General features: G+C 69.2%; 19 protein-coding genes. 11 read left to right on the forward strand and 8 right to left on the reverse strand.

The features are described from left to right. Window positions 1-42: 42 nt before the first annotated feature. The 9 genes from KF689_12355 to dacB all read left to right on the forward strand — a co-directional run bounded on the left by KF689_12355 (window position 43) and on the right by dacB (window position 10,645). Window positions 43-1,452 carry a M20/M25/M40 family metallo-hydrolase gene (locus tag KF689_12355; protein ID MBX3134164.1) on the forward strand — a complete coding sequence of 470 codons (1,410 nt, stop codon included), beginning with the start codon at window positions 43-45 and terminating at the stop codon, window positions 1,450-1,452. 9 nt (window positions 1,453-1,461) lie between these two features. After that, on the forward strand, window positions 1,462-3,315 hold the full coding sequence (locus KF689_12360) for an aspartate ammonia-lyase (protein MBX3134165.1): 1,854 nt from the start codon (window positions 1,462-1,464) through the stop codon (window positions 3,313-3,315). 81 nt (window positions 3,316-3,396) lie between these two features. Beyond that, the gene (locus KF689_12365; GenBank protein MBX3134166.1) at window positions 3,397-3,771 is read left to right on the forward strand and encodes a hypothetical protein; all 375 of its coding nucleotides are present in this window, start codon (window positions 3,397-3,399) and stop codon (window positions 3,769-3,771) included. A 196-nt stretch (window positions 3,772-3,967) separates the two neighbouring features. Beyond that, window positions 3,968-5,110, forward strand: a complete 1,143-nt coding sequence (gene coxB, locus KF689_12370; GenBank protein ID MBX3134167.1) for a cytochrome c oxidase subunit II — start codon at window positions 3,968-3,970, stop codon at window positions 5,108-5,110. 22 nt (window positions 5,111-5,132) lie between these two features. After that, a complete protein-coding gene (ctaD, locus tag KF689_12375; protein MBX3134168.1) occupies window positions 5,133-7,049 on the forward strand; it encodes a cytochrome c oxidase subunit I in 1,917 nt (638 codons plus the stop codon). A gap of 16 nt (window positions 7,050-7,065) precedes the next feature. Next, window positions 7,066-7,761 carry a cytochrome c oxidase subunit 3 gene (locus tag KF689_12380; GenBank protein ID MBX3134169.1) on the forward strand — a complete coding sequence of 232 codons (696 nt, stop codon included), beginning with the start codon at window positions 7,066-7,068 and terminating at the stop codon, window positions 7,759-7,761. A 13-nt stretch (window positions 7,762-7,774) separates the two neighbouring features. Further along, complete coding sequence (locus tag KF689_12385) at window positions 7,775-8,086, forward strand: cytochrome C oxidase subunit IV family protein (protein MBX3134170.1); 312 nt, start codon at window positions 7,775-7,777, stop codon at window positions 8,084-8,086. A gap of 115 nt (window positions 8,087-8,201) precedes the next feature. After that, a complete protein-coding gene (locus KF689_12390) occupies window positions 8,202-9,029 on the forward strand; it encodes a cytochrome c oxidase assembly protein (protein MBX3134171.1) in 828 nt (275 codons plus the stop codon). Window positions 9,030-9,091: 62 nt separating this feature from the next. Beyond that, entirely contained in the window at window positions 9,092-10,645 is a 1,554-nt protein-coding gene (dacB, locus tag KF689_12395; GenBank protein MBX3134172.1) for a D-alanyl-D-alanine carboxypeptidase/D-alanyl-D-alanine-endopeptidase, read from the forward strand. Window positions 10,646-10,682: 37 nt separating this feature from the next. Here dacB and KF689_12400 read toward each other — a convergent pair whose 3' ends face one another. Together KF689_12400 and KF689_12405 are read right to left on the reverse strand one after the other, a co-directional pair. Beyond that, window positions 10,683-10,937 carry a DUF2007 domain-containing protein gene (locus KF689_12400; protein MBX3134173.1) on the reverse strand — a complete coding sequence of 85 codons (255 nt, stop codon included), beginning with the start codon at window positions 10,935-10,937 and terminating at the stop codon, window positions 10,683-10,685. A 125-nt stretch (window positions 10,938-11,062) separates the two neighbouring features. Next, on the reverse strand, window positions 11,063-12,211 hold the full coding sequence (locus tag KF689_12405) for a saccharopine dehydrogenase NADP-binding domain-containing protein (GenBank protein MBX3134174.1): 1,149 nt from the start codon (window positions 12,209-12,211) through the stop codon (window positions 11,063-11,065). Between the two features lie 76 nt (window positions 12,212-12,287). On the opposite strand from KF689_12405, the gene KF689_12410 reads away from it, so the two are divergent. Continuing rightward, on the forward strand, window positions 12,288-12,731 hold the full coding sequence (locus KF689_12410; protein ID MBX3134175.1) for a CoA-binding protein: 444 nt from the start codon (window positions 12,288-12,290) through the stop codon (window positions 12,729-12,731). 47 nt (window positions 12,732-12,778) lie between these two features. On the opposite strand, the gene KF689_12415 is transcribed toward KF689_12410, so the two are convergent. Next, window positions 12,779-13,669 (reverse strand): sulfurtransferase, encoded by an 891-nt coding sequence (locus tag KF689_12415; GenBank protein MBX3134176.1) that lies wholly within the window; start codon window positions 13,667-13,669, stop codon window positions 12,779-12,781. 92 nt (window positions 13,670-13,761) lie between these two features. On the opposite strand from KF689_12415, the gene KF689_12420 reads away from it, so the two are divergent. Next, a complete protein-coding gene (locus KF689_12420) occupies window positions 13,762-14,733 on the forward strand; it encodes a helix-turn-helix domain-containing protein (GenBank protein ID MBX3134177.1) in 972 nt (323 codons plus the stop codon). Between the two features lie 62 nt (window positions 14,734-14,795). Here the strand turns inward: KF689_12420 and KF689_12425 are convergent, their stop codons facing one another. From KF689_12425 to KF689_12445, 5 genes are read right to left on the reverse strand one after another with little or no spacing between them, the layout of a single operon-like run. Then, entirely contained in the window at window positions 14,796-15,575 is a 780-nt protein-coding gene (locus KF689_12425) for an endonuclease/exonuclease/phosphatase family protein (protein MBX3134178.1), read from the reverse strand. Then, complete coding sequence (locus KF689_12430) at window positions 15,575-16,465, reverse strand: hypothetical protein (GenBank protein ID MBX3134179.1); 891 nt, start codon at window positions 16,463-16,465, stop codon at window positions 15,575-15,577. The genes KF689_12425 and KF689_12430 overlap by 1 nt, the downstream gene beginning before the upstream one ends. A 5-nt stretch (window positions 16,466-16,470) precedes the next feature. Further along, window positions 16,471-17,484 (reverse strand): protein kinase, encoded by a 1,014-nt coding sequence (locus KF689_12435; GenBank protein MBX3134180.1) that lies wholly within the window; start codon window positions 17,482-17,484, stop codon window positions 16,471-16,473. Continuing rightward, entirely contained in the window at window positions 17,484-18,485 is a 1,002-nt protein-coding gene (locus KF689_12440; protein MBX3134181.1) for a threonine/serine dehydratase, read from the reverse strand. The genes KF689_12435 and KF689_12440 overlap by 1 nt, the downstream gene beginning before the upstream one ends. A 22-nt stretch (window positions 18,486-18,507) precedes the next feature. Next, entirely contained in the window at window positions 18,508-19,926 is a 1,419-nt protein-coding gene (locus KF689_12445; GenBank protein ID MBX3134182.1) for a hypothetical protein, read from the reverse strand. Window positions 19,927-19,932: the final 6 nt, after the last annotated feature.

Below are 19,932 nucleotides of genomic sequence, written 5' to 3' on the forward strand. Positions count from 1 at the left end.
GAGGGGCCGCCCCAGACCGGCGCGAGGGGCCATATTGCACGGATGCCGACCCGCCTCCGCTTCGCCCTCGCCGCCGCGCTCCTCCTGGGCGCCGCCACCGCCCCCCTCGCAGCGCAGGGCCGCCAGCTGACGCGCTGGGAGACCCAGGCCCGCGCCCTGCTCAAGGAGCTGGTCGAGATCAACACGACCCACTCCACCGGCAACACCGTCACCGCCTCCGAGGCGATGGCACGGCATATGCTCGCCGCCGGCTTCCCGCGCGAGGACGTGGTCGTGATCGAGAACGCGCCACGCAAGGGCAACCTCATCGTCCGCTATCGCGGTCGCTCGCGCACGCTGCGGCCCATCCTCCTGCTCTCACACATCGACGTGGTCGAGGCCAATCCGGCCGACTGGACGCTGCCGCCCTTCGAGTTCATCGAGCGCGACGGCATCTTCTACGGCCGCGGCGTCGCCGACGACAAGGACGAAAGCGCCATCCACCTCACGCTGCTCCTGCGGATGAAGGCCGAAGGCTACGTCCCCGAGCGCGACATCATCGTCGCGCTCACCGCCGACGAGGAAGGCGGACCCGAGAACGGCGTCGAGTACCTCCTCGCCAACCATCGCGAGCTGGTGGATGCGGCCTTCGTGCTCAACGAAGGTGGCGGCGGACGGATGGACGGCAGCCGCCGCATCTCCAACGACGTGCAGGCCGCCGAGAAGTACGTGGTGAACTTCATCCTCGAGGCCACCAACAGCGGCGGTCACAGCTCCGTCCCGAGGCCGGACAACGCCATCTACTCGCTGGCCCGCGCCCTCGCGCGCCTCGCCGAGATGCAGCAGCCGGTGCGCCTCAACGAGACCACCCGCGCCTACTTCACCCGGCAGGCCGACATCCTCGGCGGCGAGACCGGCGCCGCGATGCGACGCCTCGTCGCCAACGAGCGCGATGCGCAGGCCGCCGTCATCGTCTCGCGCGACTTCTCCAACAACTCGCGCCTGCGCTCCACCTGCGTGGCCACGCTGCTCGAGGCCGGCCACGCGATGAACGCCCTGCCCCAGCGCGCCCGCGCCACGGTCAACTGCCGGATCCTCCCGGAAGAGACCCGCGCCCAGGTGCAGGCCCGCATCGTCGAGGCCATCGCCGATCCCGAGATCAAGGTCACGGTCGAGCGCGAGGACTCCAACTCGCCCGCCTCACCGCTGACCCCGGAACTGCTGCGCGCCATCGAGGCCGCCACCGAAGAAATCTTCCCGGGCACGCCGGTCGTCCCAACGATGAGCACCGGCGCCACGGACGGCGCCTACTTCCGCGCCGCGGGCATCCCGGTGTATGGCGTCAGCGGCCTGTTCTACTCCGCGCCCAACGCGCACGGGATGAACGAGAAGATCGAAGCCGAGGCCTTCTACCAGGGGCTCGAGTTTATGTATCGCCTCGTGCGCCGCCTCACCGGCGGCCCCGGGATGTAATTTCCGAGGATGAGTACCGTGGATCTCAATACCATCCCGTTCTTCGCCGGCCTCCCGGACCAGCTGCGCTGGCACCTCTCGCGCGCCGCCGAGCGCATCGAATACCCTGAGGGCGAGCGGCTCTTCCGCGACGGCGAGCCGCGCCGCGCGCTGTGGGTGATCCTCGAAGGCACGCTGGCCATCGAGCTTCCCGGCGGCGGCGACGAGCCGCACCGCCTGGCCACGCTCGGCCCCGGCGACGTCGTCGGCGAGAGCATCCTGCTCGGCGACGACGTGCACCACACCGAGGGCAAGGTGCTGGCGCCGCTGGTCGCGCTGCGCTTCGAGAAATTCACGCTCGAGCCCCTGCTCAAGGACCAGCCCCGCCTGCACGCCGCGCTGCTCGCGCGTAGCGCCCGCGTGCTCGCGGCGCGCCTCAAGTCGGCGGACGGGGCGCTCTCCGGGCGCGATCGCGCCGCCGGCTTCGGCGGCCCGACGCGCACAGAGAAGGACTTGCTCGGCGAGCGCGACGTGCCGCAGGCCGCGCTCTTCGGCGTGCAGACGCTGCGCGCCATCGAGAACTTCCCGATCACCGGCGTCACGCTACAGAACTTTCCCGACCTGATCGTCGCGCTGGCGCAGGTGAAGGAAGCCGCGGCGCGCGCCAATATGGAGATCGGCACGCTGCCGGCCGACATCGGCGAGGCCATCATCAAGGCCTGCCGCGAGATTGCCGCCGGCACGCACCACGAGCACTTCCGCGTGGATATGATCCAGGGCGGCGCCGGGACCTCGACGAATATGAACGCCAATGAGGTCATCGCGAACCGCGCCTGCGAACTGCTCGGCGTGCCCCGCGGCAGCTATGCCCGCGTGCATCCCAACGAGCACGTCAACCTCTCGCAGAGCACCAACGACGTCTATCCCACCGCCGTGCGCCTCGCGCTGCACGCGGCGTTGGCCGGTCTGCAGCGCGAGATGCGCGCGCTGGTCGAGGCCTTCCGCGCGAAAGGCCAGGAGTTCGCCCCGCACGTGAAGATGGGCCGCACCCAGCTGCAGGACGCCGTGCCGATGACCCTCGGCCAGGAGTTCACCGCCTTCGGCAACACCATCGCCGAGGATGTGGACCGGCTGGAGGAGGCCAAGGCGCTGCTGCGCGAGATCAATATGGGCGCCACCGCCATCGGCACGCGCATCACCGCGCCCGAGGGCTACACCGAGAAGGTGCGGGCGCATCTCAGCCAGGTCAGCGGGCTCGGGCTCATCACCGCGCCGGACCTTGTGGAGGCCACCAGCGACACCGGCGGCTTCGTGCAGCTTTCCGGCGTGCTCAAGCGCTGCGCCGTCAAGCTGAGCAAGGTCTGCAACGACCTGCGCCTGCTCTCCAGCGGCCCGCGCACCGGCTTCGGCGAGATCCGCCTGCCCCCGATGCAGCCCGGCTCGAGCATTATGCCCGGCAAGGTGAACCCGGTGATCCCGGAAGCGGTGAACCAGGTGTGCTTCGACGTGATCGGCGGCGACGTGACGGTGACGATGGCGGCCGAGGCGGGGCAGTTGCAGCTGAACGTCTTCGAGCCGATCATCGCGTTCCGGCTGCTGCGCCACATCAGCGCGATGACCAACGCCTGCCGCATCCTGCGCGAGAAGTGCGTGGTCGGCATCGAGGCCAATCCGCAGGTGATGCGCGACTACGTCGAGCGCTCGATCGGCCTCGTCACGGCACTCCTGCCGACGCTGGGGTACGAGCAGTGCACGGCGCTGGCGAAGGAAGCCCTGGAGAGCGGCCGCGGCGTGGCCGAGCTCGTGCTGGAGAAGAAGCTGATGACCCGCAAGCAGCTCGACGCGGTCTTGGATCCCGCGCGAATGGTCAGCGGCGCACACTAGACCGGACGGAAGACGGAGGACGGAAGCCGACAGCAGGTCGCATCCGTCATTCGTCATCCGTCCCCAATCGGAGTTCGAAGTATGGCTGGAATCAAGCTTGACGGCGCCGGCACCCAGAAGATGAAGACCATCGAGGAGGCGCTGGGGACGGTGCAGACCATCCACGGGCTCGTCGAGCGGATGGCCGTGGACGTGAAGAACAACCGCGGCGTCGGGGCCATCCCGGGGCAGATCAAGCGCATCGGCACCAACCTGCAGGGGCAGCTGAAGGCGCAGTTCGGCCTGATTGCCGATCAGGTGTCGGCGATGATCATCGCGATGGGACGCGGCGGCGGGGAGCAGGCCAAGGTCCGGGTGCTCCGCGAGGCCGTGGCGCAACTGCGCACCGCCTTGGAAATCAACGCCGCCAAGGTCAAGGAACAGCACGCGGTGAAGATTGAAGTCGCGCCAGACTGAGACGGCGGGCCGACGCGCCGAACCTGTTCTGGACACGGATTCTACGGGCGTTTTCCGCTTGCCCCACCCAATCGGGTAGGTGTAGCTTTTGGGGTCGTACCCGCGGGCCGAACCCGGGCCTGACTCGATCCCCCCAGCCACGAACGAAATGTCGATGCTGCGCCTGCGCCAGGCAGCACCAGCCCTGCTTATGGCAGTGGCCCTCCTGGCGCTCACCGCGTGCGGTGGAGCGGAGTACCCGAACTCCACCTTCAATCACACCACGGATTTCAACACAGCCATCGATGGCCTGTGGAACCGTCTCCTGTTCTGGGGGACGATCGTCTTCGTGGTCGTGGAAGCTGGGCTGATCTACACAATCTTCCGCTTCCGGAAGCGTCCGGGCGGCGCGCCCGCCAAGCAGATCCACGGCAACGTCGCCCTCGAGATCACCTGGACGGTCATCCCGGCCGTCATCCTGGTGCTGATCGCGGTGCCGACCGTGAAGACGATCTTCCAGACACAGGCGCCGGCACCGGCGGGCGCGCTGACGATCGAGGTCACCGGCCACCAGTGGTGGTGGGAGTTCCACTACCCCGAGTACGGCGTGACCACGGCCAACGAGGTCTACATCCCGGTCGGCCGCACCGCCAACTTCGTGCTCCGCACCAAGGACGTGCTGCACTCGTTCTGGGTGCCGCAGCTCGGCGGCAAGCGCGACCTGATCAGCAACAAGACCAACCTGCTGTGGTTCACGCCCAACGCGGACCTCGGCACGAACGCCTGGAACGGCTTCTGCGTCGAGTACTGCGGCGCGAGCCACGCGAATATGAAGTTCCGGATGTTCACGGTGCAGCCGGACGAGTTCGCCTCGTGGGTGGCGCACCAGGCACGGCCGGCGGCGCTGCACGATTCGACGGCGCGCTCCGCCCCTGCCGGCTACATCTTCCCCGCCGCCGACCTGCCGGCGCACGTGCTGCCGCAGACTCCGACGCCGGCGCGCTTGCAGTTCGACGATGCTTTGCTCGCGCAGGGCGACGCCAAGCGCGGCGAAACGGCCTTTATGATGGGCGGCTGCATCGGCTGCCACGCCATCCAGGGCAATCCGATGGCGGTGAGCCCGATCGGCCCGAACCTCACGCACTTCGGCTCTCGCCATACGCTGGGCGGCGGGCTGTTCCCGAACGACGACCACCACCTCGCGCGCTGGATCAAGAACGCCAAGGCGATGAAGCCCGGCGCGCTGATGCTGGTCGTCGGCATCGGCGAGTACAGCCCCGACCTCAAGGGCCCCGTGACCGCGGGCCTCACCGATGCGCAGATCGCCGACGTCGTGGCGTACCTGCGCGCGCTCAAGTGACCCCCCGGAGACTCTGACACCAATGGCATCCATCGCTGCCCCCACGACGGCCACCGCGCCGACCGCGACGGCGGAGAACACCGGGATCCGGAGCTGGATCACGACGGTCGATCACAAGCGGATCGGCACGTTGTACCTCTGGACCGCCCTCTTCTTCTTCCTCGTCGGCGGCTTCGAGGCCGTCCTCATCCGCACGCAGCTGATGCAGCCCAATATGGGCTTCGTCAGCGCCGAGACGTACAACCAGCTGTTCACGATGCACGGCACCACGATGGTGTTCCTTGCCGTGATGCCGCTCTCGGCCGCCTTCTTCAACTACCTGATCCCGCTGCAGATCGGGGCGCGCGACGTCGCCTTCCCGCGGCTGAACGCGTTCTCGTACTGGGTCTATCTGCTGGGCGGCATCTTCATCACGCTGCCGATCCTGTTCAAGCTCGCGCCGGACGGCGGCTGGTTCGGCTATGCCCCGCTGACGACCCCCCGCTTCTCGCCCGGCCCCAACATCGACTTCTGGGTGCTCGGCCTGCAGATCCTCGGCGTCAGCTCGCTGGCCGCGGCGTTCAACTTCATCACGACGATCATCAATATGCGCGCACCGGGGATGTCCCTGATGCGGATGCCGATGTTCACGTGGATGTCGTTCGTCGTGCAGTTCCTGCTGATCCTCGCGTTCCCGCCGATCACGGTGGCGCTGTTCTTCCTGCTGATGGACCGCTTCTTCGGGACGAACTTCTACGCCATCGCCGCCGGCGCCGACCCGCTGCTGTGGCAGCACCTGTTCTGGGTGTTCGGCCACCCCGAGGTGTACATCCTCATCCTGCCCGCCTTCGGCCTCGTGTCCGAGGTGCTGCCGACCTTCTCGAAGAAGCCGCTCTTCGGCTACAACGTGATGGTCTACTCGGGCATCATGATCGGCTTCCTCGGCTTCGGCGTCTGGGCCCACCATATGTTCGCGGTGGGGATGGGGGCCGTGGCCGACTCGATCTTCTCGCTGATGACGATGCTCATCGCCATCCCCACCGGCGTGAAGATCTTCAACTGGATCGCCACGATGTGGGCCGGCGAGATCCGCTTCACCGTGCCGATGAAGTTCGCGATCGCGCTGATCGCGATGTTCACCATCGGCGGCATCTCCGGCGTGATGCACTCCTCCCCGCCGGCCGACCTGCAGCAGACCGACACCTACTTCATCGTCGCCCACTTCCACTACGTGCTGTTCGGTGGGTCGATTATGGGCATCTTCGCGGGTATCTACTTCTACTACCCGAAGATGACCGGCCGCCATATGAGCGAGTCGCTGGGCAACTGGCACTTCTGGCTGAACTTCATCGGGATGAACCTGACCTTCTTCCCGATGCACTTCAGCGGCCTGTACGGGATGTCGCGGCGCATCTACACCTATGACGCCGGCCAGGGCTTCGACCTGTTCAACAAGCTGGCCACCTACGGCACCTACCTGCTGGTGGTGGCGACGCTGATCTTCGTCTGGAACTTCCTGCGCAGCCGCACCCGCGGCGCGGTGGCCGGCAACGATCCCTGGGGCGCGGCCACGCTTGAGTGGTCCATCCCCTCGCCGCCGCCGGAGTACAACTTCGCGCAGCTGCCCGAAGTGACCTCGCGCTATCCGCTCTGGGACCTCAAGGATCCCAAGATGACGGAAGGCATCGACCACTCGCACGCCGACCCGATGCAGATCACTGACTCGCACGCCGTCCCGGTGCACGAGGAGACGGAGCGGCACACCGCCAAGGAACTCGGCATCCCGATGCCGCTGCCCACGGCCAAGCCGCTCTTCGTCGCCACCGCGATGGTCGTGATGTTCAGCGGCCTGCTCTTCCTCCACAACGGGATGTTCGCCGTCGCGATGACCGTCACCATCGGCGGTGCCGCCTCGATGGCCATCGGGCTGTACCTGTGGCTCACCAGCCCCCTCGAGTAACCGGAGCCCCTGACCAATGACTGCCCATACCGCGACCGCTGACGCCCACGGCGACGGCCACGTGCACCACCACTACACCACCACCGGACTCGACAACCGCAAGATCGCCATCTGGGCGTTCATCGGGTCCGAGTGTATGCTCTTCGCGTCGCTCATCGCGACCTACCTGATCTACAAGGGCAAGTCCCTCGTCGGTCCCTTCCCGCACACCGAGTACGTGGACGCGGCCGGCAAGGTCTTCCCGCCCATCCTCGACATCCCGGTGACGTCGGCCTCGACCTTCGTCCTCCTGGCCTCGTCGTTCGCGATGGTGCTCGCGCTCCAGGCCGTGCAGCTCAAGGGCGTACCGCTGCCCGAGAACGCCAGCTGGTGGACCCGCGTCCAGCGCTCCTCCCAGACCTGGCTGCTCGTCACCGCGTTGCTCGGCGCGACCTTCCTCGGCTTCCAGGCCTATGAGTTCACGGCCTTCGTGCACGAGGGCCTGACGATCAAGACCAACCTGTTCGGCTCGACCTTCTTCACGCTCACCGGCTTCCACGGCGCCCACGTCACCGTCGGCGTCCTCTGGCTGATGTCCCTCCTCTGGGTGGACCGCAGCCGCGGACTCGCCGGCCCCGGCGACGAGCTCCTCGTGGACATCACGGCGCTGTACTGGCACTTCGTGGACGTCGTCTGGATCGCGATCTTCACGCTCGTCTATCTCATTCAGTAGCGGAGCCCCGGCAATGGCACACGACGCCCAACACGCTGCCCACGCACACCCGACGGGCAACACGTACCTCAAGGTCTTCGGCATCCTCACGGTGATTACCGCCGTCGAGGTCTGGGCCTATTACATCCCGGCCCTCGTCGCCTCGCCGCTGTTCAACCCCTCGCTCATCGCGATGTCCGCGGCCAAGTTCGCGATCGTGGTGCTGTGGTATATGCACCTGAAGTTCGATCACAAGCTCTTCAAGGTGCTCTTCTCCGGCCCGCTCATCATCGCGATGGCCACGATCGTCGCGCTGCTGTTCCTGTTCGGGCAGTTCGCGTTGTAGACAGGACTGGGGACGGAAGACTGAAGACGGAAGGGGCGCCCCGAGACTTCGGGGCGCCCCTCTCTCTTTTCCCGTCTCCCGTCTCCCCCCTCCCCTCTCCCACTATTTTCCGCAGATGGGCCTGCCCATCCTCCTCCTCCACCCCAACGTCGACCTCTCCCAGGGCGGCTTCACCGTCCACTGGTCCACCGTCATCGGCCTGGTCGCCCTCCAGGCGCTGTGGCTGCTGCGCGCCCACGCCCACCGCGGCGAAGCCCGTCCCAGCGCCCTCCAGGCTTTCTGCTTCACCGCCGGCCTCGTCGTGATGTTCCTGTCCCTCAACGGACCCATCCACGACATCTCCGACTACTACCTGTTCTCCGGCCATATGGTGCAGCACCTCGTGCTCACCATCGTCGTGCCGCCGCTGCTGCTCGTCGGCACGCCCGGCTGGATGCTGCGCCCCGCGCTGCGCGTCCCCGCCGTGGCCGCCGTCGCCCGCGCGATCACCGGACCCAAGACCGCGTTCACGATCTTCAATGTCGTGCTCGCCGGCTGGCACCTCCCGCCGCTCTACAACGCCGCGATGTACTACCACGAGGTGCACATCATCCAGCACCTGATGTTCCTTGTCGGGGCGGTGCTGATGTGGTGGCCGATGCTGAGCCCGCTGCCGGAGCTGCCGCGCCTGAGCTACCCGGGCCAGATGCTCTACAGCTTCGTGATGACGCTGCCGATGACGGTGGTGTCCATCTACATCGTGTACGCCGACCACGTGCTGTACCCGGCCTACGCCAGCGCCCCGCGACTCTGGGGGCTCTCACCGCTCGATGACCAGCGGCTCGGCGGTCTCATTATGTGGATTCCGGGCGGATTGTTCTTCTATCTGCTGACCTCGATCATCTTCTTCCGCTGGGTCACGACGCAGCGGGACGACCAGGCGGGCGCGCAGGCAACGGCCTGAGCAGAGGGCGGATTCGGCCGCAGGGGTTGAGGCTCGGCGCTCGGGTGCTAACCTAAGAGGATATGCCCGTCCGCCCCGCCCGCCTGCTGGCCCTCGCGCTCGCCCTCGCTGCCACCTCCGTGGCGGCGCAGACAGGCAGTGGTGGCAGCCCGAACCCGGGCGGGACCGTGGCGCGGCCCACCGTCGCGCCTGCGGCCCGACGCCCCGCGCCGAGCCGCAGCGCACTGGTGCCGGCGGCCCCGCGTGGCACCGCGATGCTCCGCCGCGACCTCGACCACCTGGTCGGCACGAGCACGTCCTCGGGCGAGTGGGGCATCCTTGTCGTCTCGCTCGCCACCGGCGACACGCTCTACTCGCGCGGCGCCGACGAGCTGCTGCTCCCGGCTTCGACGATGAAGCTCTACACGGCGGCGATGGCGTTTGATCGCTTCGGACCCGCACACCAGTTCCGCACCGAGGTGCTGCGCGACGGCCCGCTCAGCCGCGAGGGGACGATTACCGGCAACCTCTACCTAAAGGGTGCCGGCGATCCGTCACTGGGCCCGCGCTACCGCAACTGGCACGGCGGTATCGCACCGATGGATGCCATCGCCGACCTCATCTATGCCTCGGGCGTGCGGCGCATCACCGGCGACATCGTCGGCGATGCCTCGGCGTTCGAGAGCCGCCGCGTCCCCGAAGGCTGGCGCAGCCGCTACCTACAGGCCGGCTACGCAGCGCGGGTCTCCGCCCTCTCGGTGAACGAGAACATCGCCAACGTCGTCGTCCGCGCGACACCCAAGGGCCCCGAGGTCGAGTTCGACGAGCCGCTCATCGGCATCCCGATTCACTCCACCGTCGAAGTCCGCCCCGGCACTCGCTCGGCGTACATCCGCGTCTGGCAGGACACCACCGCCGACCATTTCCGCGTGCACGGCTGGATCGGCGAGCAGAGTCCAGAGCGCAGCTACCGCGTGGTGATCGAGCAGCCGGAGCGCTTCGCCGCAGCCGCCCTGCGTGCGGCGTTGGGCAAGCGAGGCGTCGTCATCGAGGGCGAGACGCGCGCCGACGTCGCACCGCCCACCGCCCTGCGCGTCACCGCCTGGGCCTCACCCACCGTGGCGCAGCTCGCCGTCACGATGAACGGCGAGAGCAACAATCACTTCGCCGAGCTGCTGTTCCGCAACGCGGCGCGCTCGGTCTCCGGCGTCGGCTCGGCCGAGGCGGCCAACGAGGCACTGCGCGAATTCCTGAACCAACGTGCCGGCGTGCGCCGCGACGACGTCTACGCCGCCGACGGCAGCGGCCTCTCCACCTTGGACCGCGTGACCGCGCGCTCGATGGTGCACCTGCTTGCCTACGCCGGCAGCGCACCCTGGGCCGAAGTCTTCGAGGCCACGTTGCCGGTGGCCGGCCGCACCGAGACGCTCAAGACGCGGATGCGCCGCACCGCCGCCGACAACAACCTGCGCGGCAAGACGGGCACGACCAACGACGTCACCTCGCTCGGCGGCTACGTGGAGACGCGCGACGGCGAACGCCTGGCCTTTGCGATGCTGTACAACGGGCGCGACCTTTGGCGCGCGCGCGCCGCCATCGACGCGATGGGCGCGACGCTGGCGGGCTTCGCGCGCTGACGTCGGCCGGGTTGACGTCGGCCGGGCCGCCGCCGGCCTAGCTGACCGGAGGGCCCGGCGGCGCTTCCGGATCGGTCGCCGCCGCCGCATCCAGCAGGCGCACCGCCGTGTCCACGTCACCCTGCCGCACGACCAGGCGCACTGGGTGCAGCACGTTCAGGAAGGGCAACATCCCGCTCGCATTGTCCTTCAGCAGCATCGACGGAATGCTGTTCGCGTCCAACACCGCCTGCGCGAACTCGGCTTCAATGCTGTTCTGGTACGTCCGGACCACGAACGCGTTCTCTGGCATCGTGCCCTCCGGGCGAATCGGGTGAACGGGAATCGTAGCACTGCGGCGCAGATGCGGCCAGCGATGCGTCGGTCCCACACATACCGCGGCGGCGCGGCGGAGGTTCCCGCCGCGCCACCGTCCGCTCAGTGCACCGACTGGCGGATGAGGATGCCGCGCTTGGCGAGTTCCATCACGTAGCGGTCGCCGGGGATGCACTCGTCGGGCGTGTGCACGCCGCCCGGCACCGCGCCCTGCGCCTGCAGCTGGCCGGTGATGGACAGCGAGAAGCCCGTCGTGCGCATCATCGCGCTGATGCCCTGCGCGGCATCGTAGCGGTCCACCAGCTCGAAGCTCTGCGTCTGCGGCTTGCCGTCCTTGCTGCCCTTCACCACCACGCGCAGGGCCACGAGGTCCGGCGAGTTCTTCTTGAACAGGCGCGGATGCATCTGCGCGATCGCGACGTCGCGCGGCGACACCTGCTGGCCCTTCACGTCCACCGGCGCGTCGTCGATCAAGCCGAGCTCGCGAATGGCCTCCATAATCTTCGCGTGGCCGGGGTAGCGTAGCGTCTTGTACTCGAGCTCGGGAATCTTGCCCTCGTAGCGGTGCGCCATCGTCGAGAGCCCGCCGGCGGTGTGGAAGGCCTCGAGCTCGCCCACCGGCGCGTCGAAGTGCACCGGCTCGATCTCGCTCAGCGCCTTCACCTGCACGCGCTTGCCGTCACGCACGATCCAGCTCAGCGTCGTGTAGTAGTCGAGCACGCCCTCGATCGAGTACACGATCTGATACTTCAGCGGGCCGCTCGGCTCCTGCGGCAGGCCGCCGACATAGATGCGCACCGACTGCGTCTTGTCGAGTCGGTCGATGCCGAGCTGCGCGAGGATGTTGACCATCCCGGGAGCCAGCCCGCAGTCCGGCACCACGCTCAGGCCCTTGGCCTTGGCCGTGGCGTCGAGCGTCTTCTGGTCCTGCACGATCTCGGTGTTGCCACCGAGGTCGCAGAAGTGTGCCCCCGCGGCCAGCGCCGCCTCGGTCATCGGCTGGTTGAAGTAGTACGGCAGCGCGCACATCACGGCCTTCACGCCCGTCATCGCCTGCGACACCGCCGCGGCGTCCTTCACGTCCAGCGTGATGAGCTTGAGCCGCTCGCCGCCGACGTACGGCTGGAGGAACTTTGGTAGCTGCTCGACGGTCCGGTCGGCGAGGCGCACCTCGGTGATGGCGTCGTTCTGCAACAAATCGTATGCACAGGCCGAACCTTGCAGGCCGGCACCGAGGACAAGCATCCGCATCGGGGCTCCTTCCGGGGGTACTATTCAGGACAGCCCCGCAATTTATCCGATTGTCACCCCTTTTTCACCCCGCGCGATGAGCGATTGGCAGCGCTTTCTCCTCGAGACGGACGAGCAGATCTCGGCCCTGCTCGCCGAGGTCCGCACGGTGGCCGTGCTCGGCATCAAGACGGCCGATTCCGGGCGCGCGCCGGCCTACTACGTGCCCGAGTACGCACAGCGCGCGGGGCTGCGCATCGTGCCCGTGCCGGTGTACTTCCCCGAGGTCACGGAGATCCTCGGCGAACCGGTGTATCGCCGCGTGAGCGACATCGGCGAAGCGGTGGACCTGGTCAATGTCTTCCGTCGCCCTGCGGACCTGCCGGCACACCTGGATGACCTCCTGGCGGCCCGGCCGCGCGCCGTGTGGTTGCAGCTCGGCATCCGGCACGACGCCGTCGCCGAGACGCTGGCGCGCGCCGGCATCCAGGTGGTGCAGGACCGTTGCCTGATGGTGGAGATGCAGCGCATCGGACGCTGATGGCCGCGTACGCGGCGAACGCGTACGCGGTGCGCACGCCGCAGACGCTACGGCGTGCTTCCCGCGCGAGTGGGCAGGTTGCGCTGTGACCAGTCCTGGTACGATCCGTCGTACATCCGCGTCTCGTAGCCGAGCAGCGACGCCACGAACCACGTGGCCGAGGCACGGTAGCCCACCCAGCAGTACGTGACGACGCTGTCGCCGGGTGTGACGCGTGCGCGGAAGAGCGCCTCCAGTTCCGCGCGCGGCTTGAGCCTGAGCGAGCCGTCGGCGAAGAGTTCTTCCCACTCGAGCTGCCGTGCACCGGCCAGGTGGCCCGCGCTCGGCATCCCGCTGCGGTTGCCGGCCCCGACGTACTCGCCGGTCGTGCGCGTATCCACCAGCGAGAGTCCCGGACGTCCGATGCGCGCCTGCACGTACTCGGCGTCGGCCACGACCTGCGGACGCAACGCGCGCGTGATGCGGCCCGGTTGCACCGTCGGCGGCACCGCGCGCGACACGTCGCGTCGCTCGGCGCGCCACCGATCGAGCCCACCATCGAGGTACGCGATGTCGCCGAGCCCGAGGTATGCCAGCGTGAAGATGAGGCGCGTGGCCATCGGTGCTTCGTGCGCGTAGACGACGATGGTGCTGTTGTCCGAGACACCGAGACGTTCGAGCGTCGCACGGAACCGGTCGGGATCCGGCAACTCGCGCGTCAGCGTGCCGCGCGCCCCGCCGATGTCGTCGTACGGGATCTCGCGCGCACCGGGCACGTGGCCCTTGCGGAACTCCTCCCCGTTGTGCGTGACGTGGAGGACGACCACACCGGGGTCGCCGAGGCGCCCGGCCAGCCACGTGGGGTCGACGACGTCCAGGCGCGGCCCCGGGCCCTGCGCCTCGGCGGGGAATGCGGCGAACAGCGTGGCGAGCGCAACCAACAAGCGGCGGACCTGCATCTCGGGCTCCGGCTGGGGATGCTCGAAATCTCCGCCGGCGCGCCGATGTCCGCGAGTGGCCGAAATGCCACTTAGCGATATATTTCGGCCATATGCCCGCCAACCGCCACCTCGTCGCCGTCCTCGCCCTGCCGTCGGTGGTGCCATTCGACCTCGGGGTGCCGCTGCAGGTGTTCGGCTACCCGCGGCCCGACCTCGGCGCCATACGCTACAAGGCCGTGCTCTGCGGCGTGCGCCGCGGGCCGGTGATGACGTCACAGGGATTTCCCGTCGTCGCGCCGGCCGGGCTCGAAGCGCTCCGCCGCGCCCAGACCATCATCGTGCCCGGCGTCGATGACCTGGATCTTCCCATCCCTGCCGCCGTCACGCGCGCCCTGCGAGCCGCACACGCGCGCGGAACGCGCATTGCGGCCATCTGCACCGGCGCCTTCGCGCTCGCCGAGGCGGGCCTGCTCGACGGACGCCGCGCGACGACGCATTGGATCGACGCGCCGGAACTCATCCGGCGCTATCCCGACGTGCGCGTGGACGCCGACGTGCTGTACGTCGACGAAGGGCGCATCCTCACGTCGGCCGGCATCGCGGCGGGCGTGGATCTCTGCCTGCACCTCGTGCGGCGCGACCACGGCGCGGCGCTCGCCAACACCATCGCGAGGCGGCTCGTCGTCCCGCCGCTGCGCGATGGCGGCCAGGCGCAGTACATCGCCGCGCCGGTCATCGCCGACGACGGCGGCTCGCTCGACCGCACGCGCTCGTGGGCGCTCGCACGGCTCGATGCGCCGCTCGACGTGCCCGCGCTCGCACGGCACGCCAAGCTGCCCGTCCGCACCTTCGCGCGCCGGTTCCGCGCCGAATGCGGCACGACCCCGCTGCAGTGGCTGACGCGCCAGCGCGTGCTGCGCGCGCAGCAACTGCTCGAGACGACGCGCTGGGGCATCGAACGCGTCGCCAGTTCGTGCGGGCTTGGCTCGGCCGTCACGCTACGCGCGCAGTTCCGGCGGACGCTGGGCACGTCACCCGTGGCATACCGCCGCACCTTCCAGGCGGCAGGGAGCACGCGTTAGACCGGGGCGGTGGTGCAGAACCGCTGCCTGTGGTGGAGCTACGCGCCTGGGACGCTGAGGCGCTACGGCGCCGCCAGGGTCACCGTGGCCACGAAGGCACGGTGATCCGAGCTGAGCGAGTCGGTGACCACGCGTCCGGTCGTGGCCGTCCACGCGGAACGAGGGCCCAGGAGGATGTGGTCGATCTCCTTCTCGGGCTGCGTGGACGGAAAGGTGAAACGATCGGCGGCCGGCTTGTCGACCGTCAGGAACCGCGTCTGCCAACGTTCCATCGTGCGCGACGTGGGCTCGTCGTTGAAGTCGCCAAGCAGTAGCACTGGCAGGGAGATGGTATCCAGCACCGCCGCCAGGGCCTCGGCCTGCGCGAAGCGGAATGCGTCGTCCGCCACCCAGTCGAAGTGCACGTTCACGGCGACGATGCGCCGCCCCGGGGCGACCTCCAGCTCCACCAGCAGCGCGACGCGTGGCTCGTTGCCGACGGGCAGGGGAATCTCGTGGATGCGCCGCATCGGGTGGCGCGAGAGAATCGCCATTCCGTACTCGCCGCCCTGGTAAGGCATAAACGCCCCGAAGGCGTGTTCCATCCCCAGACGTTGTCCTAGTTCTGCGGCCTGCGCGCTGCGCCCGGAGCGCTCGACCGCGCGATCCACCTCTTGGAGTCCGATAATGTCCGCGTCGAGCGCGCGCAGGGCTGCCGCCGTGCGCGCCAGGTCCACGCGCCCATCCATACCGCGTCCGTGCCGGATGTTGTACGTCGCGATCGTGAGCGACTGCTCGGAGGGCGCGACACACCCCTCGACGACGAACGCCGCGACCAATGCGGCGAGCGCGGCCAGACGCATCAGCGCTCGACCCGCAGCGTACCCGCACGCGCATCAAGCTGCCACCGCGCCCCGCGCAGCAGCGCGCGACCCGCCGCGCTCTCGATGCGCACCGGTGCCTGGCCCACCTGCGGCACCAGCAGCAATCCGGGAAACGTCACGACGAAGGGAATCTGTCGCACCCGCGCGTCGGGACCGAGCGCTGCGGGCGCACGACCAAGCGTCAGCGTTCCGGCGGCCTCGTCCACGAGCGGATGCAATCCCCAGAGCACGTCGAGTCCGACGCGCACTTCGTCGGGTGACGCCAGCGAATCCACGCGCGCCTCGAGCCGCGCGAGCCGCCGCTCGCCGATCCACAGTGCCTCGAGCCGCCTCGAACCGTCGAGCGAGAACGCCGCGGCGGCGCGGCGTCCGAGCACGACGCCGCGCAGGTTCGGGTCCAGCGTCGCGGTGAACGCGCTCGCCGCACTGCGGCCCGGACGCACCGTGAACGCGCCGAGCGTGGCGGGCTGCGTCGGCGTTGCGAAGGGAACGGTGACGGCAGGGCCAGGCGCCTGGGCCACGTGGTACGGCAGGATTTCCTGTCGCGCGAGCTGCACGCGACCCGCATCGGCGCCGAAGCGCTGCGCTTCGTCAAAGAGCACCAGTGCGATGGTGAATCGTCCGCGCGAGGCCAGATACGCCGCCAGTGCGCCACGTGCAGCCGGATCGCGCGGCCGCGCATCGGAGGCCGCATACAGCGCCTCCTCGGCGGCGGCCAAGCGTCCCTGCGCGAGCAGCGAATCGGCGCGCGAGGGTTGGGCGGCGGGCAGCGCGGGGCGCGGGGCTTGGGCCCTCGCCGCCACGTTCGCGCAGACGACGAGCACGACCGCGCCGCACAGCCGGCGCGCGACATCGCGCGCAGGCCCCATCGCGCTCAGCCGATGGCGGCGCGCAGCGCCGCCGCGAACTCCGGCGCCGTCGCGTAACGGTCGGCGGCGTCGCGGGCCATCCCCTTCAGTAGCACGGCGTCCACCGCTTCGGGCAGCTCCGGACGCCGGTTGCGCGCGGGGATCGGGTCGGCGCGCAGGCGCGCGATCATCATCGCCTGCTGGTTGCCGCCCTCGAAGGGCAGCTTGGCCGTGAGCATCTCGTAGGTCATCAACGAGAGGGAGTAGATGTCCGTGCGCGGGTCCAGCGGCTTGCCGCGCAGTTGCTCGGGGCTCATAAACTCCGGCGTCCCGAGGATGATGCCGGTGGCCGTGAGCTTCTGCAGCTCGCCGCCCGCCTTGCGCTCCTTGGCCAGCCCGAAGTCCATCACGACCGCGTACTCCTCGCCCTCGGGCTTCTTGCAGATCATGATGTTCTCGGGCTTCAGGTCGCGGTGCACGATCCCGAGTTGGTGTGCCACGTGCAGGCCATCGGCGATTTCGGTGATGAACTTGGCCGTGTCCTCGAGCGTGGTCTTGCCGACGCGATAGTTGCGGTCGGAGAGGATTTCGCCCTCGACGAAGGGCATCACCACGTAGCAGAGGCCGTCCTCGGTCTCGCCCATCCGCACGATGTGGCAGACGTTGGGATGCGCGAGGCGGATGCCCAGCGCCGCCTCGCGGCGCAGGCGGGCCATCGCGTTCTCGTCCTTGCTCAGCGCCGGCGAGAGGATCTTAATCGCGTAGCGCGTGTTGCTCGAGACGTCGCGCGCGAGGTACACGTAGCTCATTCCGCCCTCGCCCACCTTCTTCACGATGGCGTAGCGGCGGTCGAGCACCTGGCCGGCCATATTCGCGTGGCTGGTCGCCGCCGACGGCGTCGGCGCCGAGGGGCCTTCGCCGATGCGCACCGCGGTGGCGCGCGCCGAGACGTCGCCGGAGCCGAGGCGCGTCCCGTCCTTGGTGCAGAAGCGTGCGTCGTCGGCGTATTCGAGACCACAGGTGGGGCAACGCATCGGCATCAGGCCGTTCCTCCGGGCGCGCCGTCGCCCAGCAGGACGCGCACGCCATCGTATTCGATGTTTCCGCCACTGAGCACGGCGACCGTCTTTCCCCGCGGCGTCACGATGCCGTCGAGCAGCGCCGCCAGCGTGATCGCACCGCTCGGCTCGCAAACGAGCTTGAGTCGCTCCATCGCGTACTGCATCGCCGGCGCGAGTCGCTCGTCCCGCACCGTCACCACGTCGTCGAGGTGCGCCTGCAGGTGGTGGAAGTTGCGCGTCCCGATGCGCACCGCAAGCAAGCCATCGGCGAGGCCCTCGGGATTGGCCGGGATGGTCACCGGTTCGCCGGCCGCGCGCGCCTTGCTGAACTTGGGCGACCCCGCTGGCTCCACGCCAATCACGCGCGCCCGCGGCGCCAGCGCCTTGATGGCCGTCGCGACGCCGGCGCTGAGGCCGCCGCCGCCGATCGGCACGAGCACGGTGCCCACGTCCGGCAGGTCCTCGGCGATCTCGAGGCCGCAGCTGCCCTGCCCCGCGATGATCGTGTCGTCGTCGAAGGGCGGCACGAAGCTGAGCTGCTCCTTCTGCTGCAGCTCGTGCGCCAGCGCGATGCGCTCCGCCGTGGTGATGCCGTGGTAGAGGCAGCGCGCGCCGAGCCGCTCGGCGCCGTCGCGCTTGGCGCGCGGCACCGTCGTCGGCATCACGATGGTGGCCTTCACGCCGAAGAGCTTGGCGGCCAGCGCTACGCCTTGGCCGTGATTGCCCGAGCTGGCGGTGATGACGCCGCGATTGCGGTCCTCGGGCGACATCGACGCGAGATACGTGTACGCGCCGCGGAACTTGAAGGCGCCGCCGCGCTGGAGCATCTCGGGCTTGTAGTAGATCGGGGCTCCGAGGCGAGCGCCGAGGGCGTCGTCGGGCAGCAGGGGCGTGCGGACCGCGACGGGGCGGAGGATCTCGGCCGCGCGACGGATGTCCTCGAGGAGGACGAGCTGCGCAGTGGCGACGGCGCTGGTCATCGGGGGCGCCGACGCGGGCAAATCAGCGCGACGCGCCGTCCCACCGCGAGACCGACTGACCGCGGGCCTGGAGGTCCATCGAGAGTAGCGAGATGGCCAGGACGGGGGCGTCGTTGCGGCGGCCGACGGCGAAGCGGGCGTTGAGCGTCAGCGGCGTGCGCAGGATGTCGTACTGGCGGGCGGTGCCGCGCGGAATCTTCCACATATCGCCCGCTTCGTAGGTCATCCCAGCTTCGGTGCTGCACCAGAACACCGGCCGCGAGTAGCAGGTGAACGACAGCGTGCCGGGCGCGTTGCCGCCGGCGCTGCGCGTGATGGGCAAGCCCACGCCGTCTACCGTGAACTCGAAGATCTCGCGGTCCGGGTCGTAGCGCACTTCGCGCACCGGCATCGCCACGACGTAGGTGCGGCTGTTGCTGGAGAAGAACTCGCGCTCGCGACGCTGCGTGGCCTCGAAGGCCGCGGCGCGGCGCGCCTCGAACTCGGCCGTACTCTCGTACGGGTCGCGCACGAGGCTCTCGTTGCGGGCCTGCAGCTCGGCGTACATCGTGGCCGCGCCCTGCGCGAACTCGTTGAGCTTCTGCGAGAACTGCTGCGCGCTGATGTTCTCAGTCTGGGACGGAACGGTCATCCCAGCCGGATCGATGTCGCGAGTGCCCGTGCGGGCGCTGGCGGGAATGTCGCTGGCGGGCAGCGGCGCCGCCGCGGTCGGGCGCGCGGCGCCGGGGGTGGCACCGGCTTGCTGGCCGGCCGTCTGTGGGCGCAGTGGAGGCGCCGGGGTGGCCGGCGTCATTCCGGTTTCTTGCCTTGCCGCCGACTGTTGCGGTGCCGGTTCAGTGCGCGCGGGTTCCTGCCGTGCCGCAGGCTGCGAGGGCGTCGTGGTGACCGTCGGGGTCGCGGGCTGGGCGGCAGGCTGCTGCGCGGGCGCTTGGGACGGTGCCGGCGTGGGTGTCTGGGCCGGTGTCTGGGCCGGTGTCTGGGCAGGGGCCTGACTCGGCGTCTGAGCGGCGCCCGTGCGCGGTGGCGTCTGTGTCTGTGGTGCCGCCTGCGGAGGAGTCGCTGGGGCCGCCGCGACGGGTGCCCCAGTGCCCGGGCGCCCTTCCTGGCAGAACGGCTGCGAGGCCGGGCCCGTGGGCTCGGCCGACGAGATGATGATGAAGCAGGCCACCGGCGAGAGCGTCGGATGGGTCGCGTTGGCGGCCCAGGCGTTCATCGAGGCGTAGGCGATGTTAATCGTCGCGCCCGAGGTCGGCGCGAAGCCTATGTCGCGGGCATCGGCGGCATAGACGCGGGTGCGGTTATGGTGCGCCGTCTGAAGCTCGGAGAGCCGGACGAGGTCAGCCTTGACCGCATCGGCGACCTGGGCCTTCTCGCCCGTCAGGGCGGGGCGCTGGGCCATCGCCGGGCCTGCCAGGGCGGCAAGCAGGGCGACGGGAAGCAAAATCCG

Source organism: Gemmatimonadaceae bacterium, assembly GCA_019637355.1.
Classification (GTDB): domain Bacteria; phylum Gemmatimonadota; class Gemmatimonadetes; order Gemmatimonadales; family Gemmatimonadaceae; genus Pseudogemmatithrix.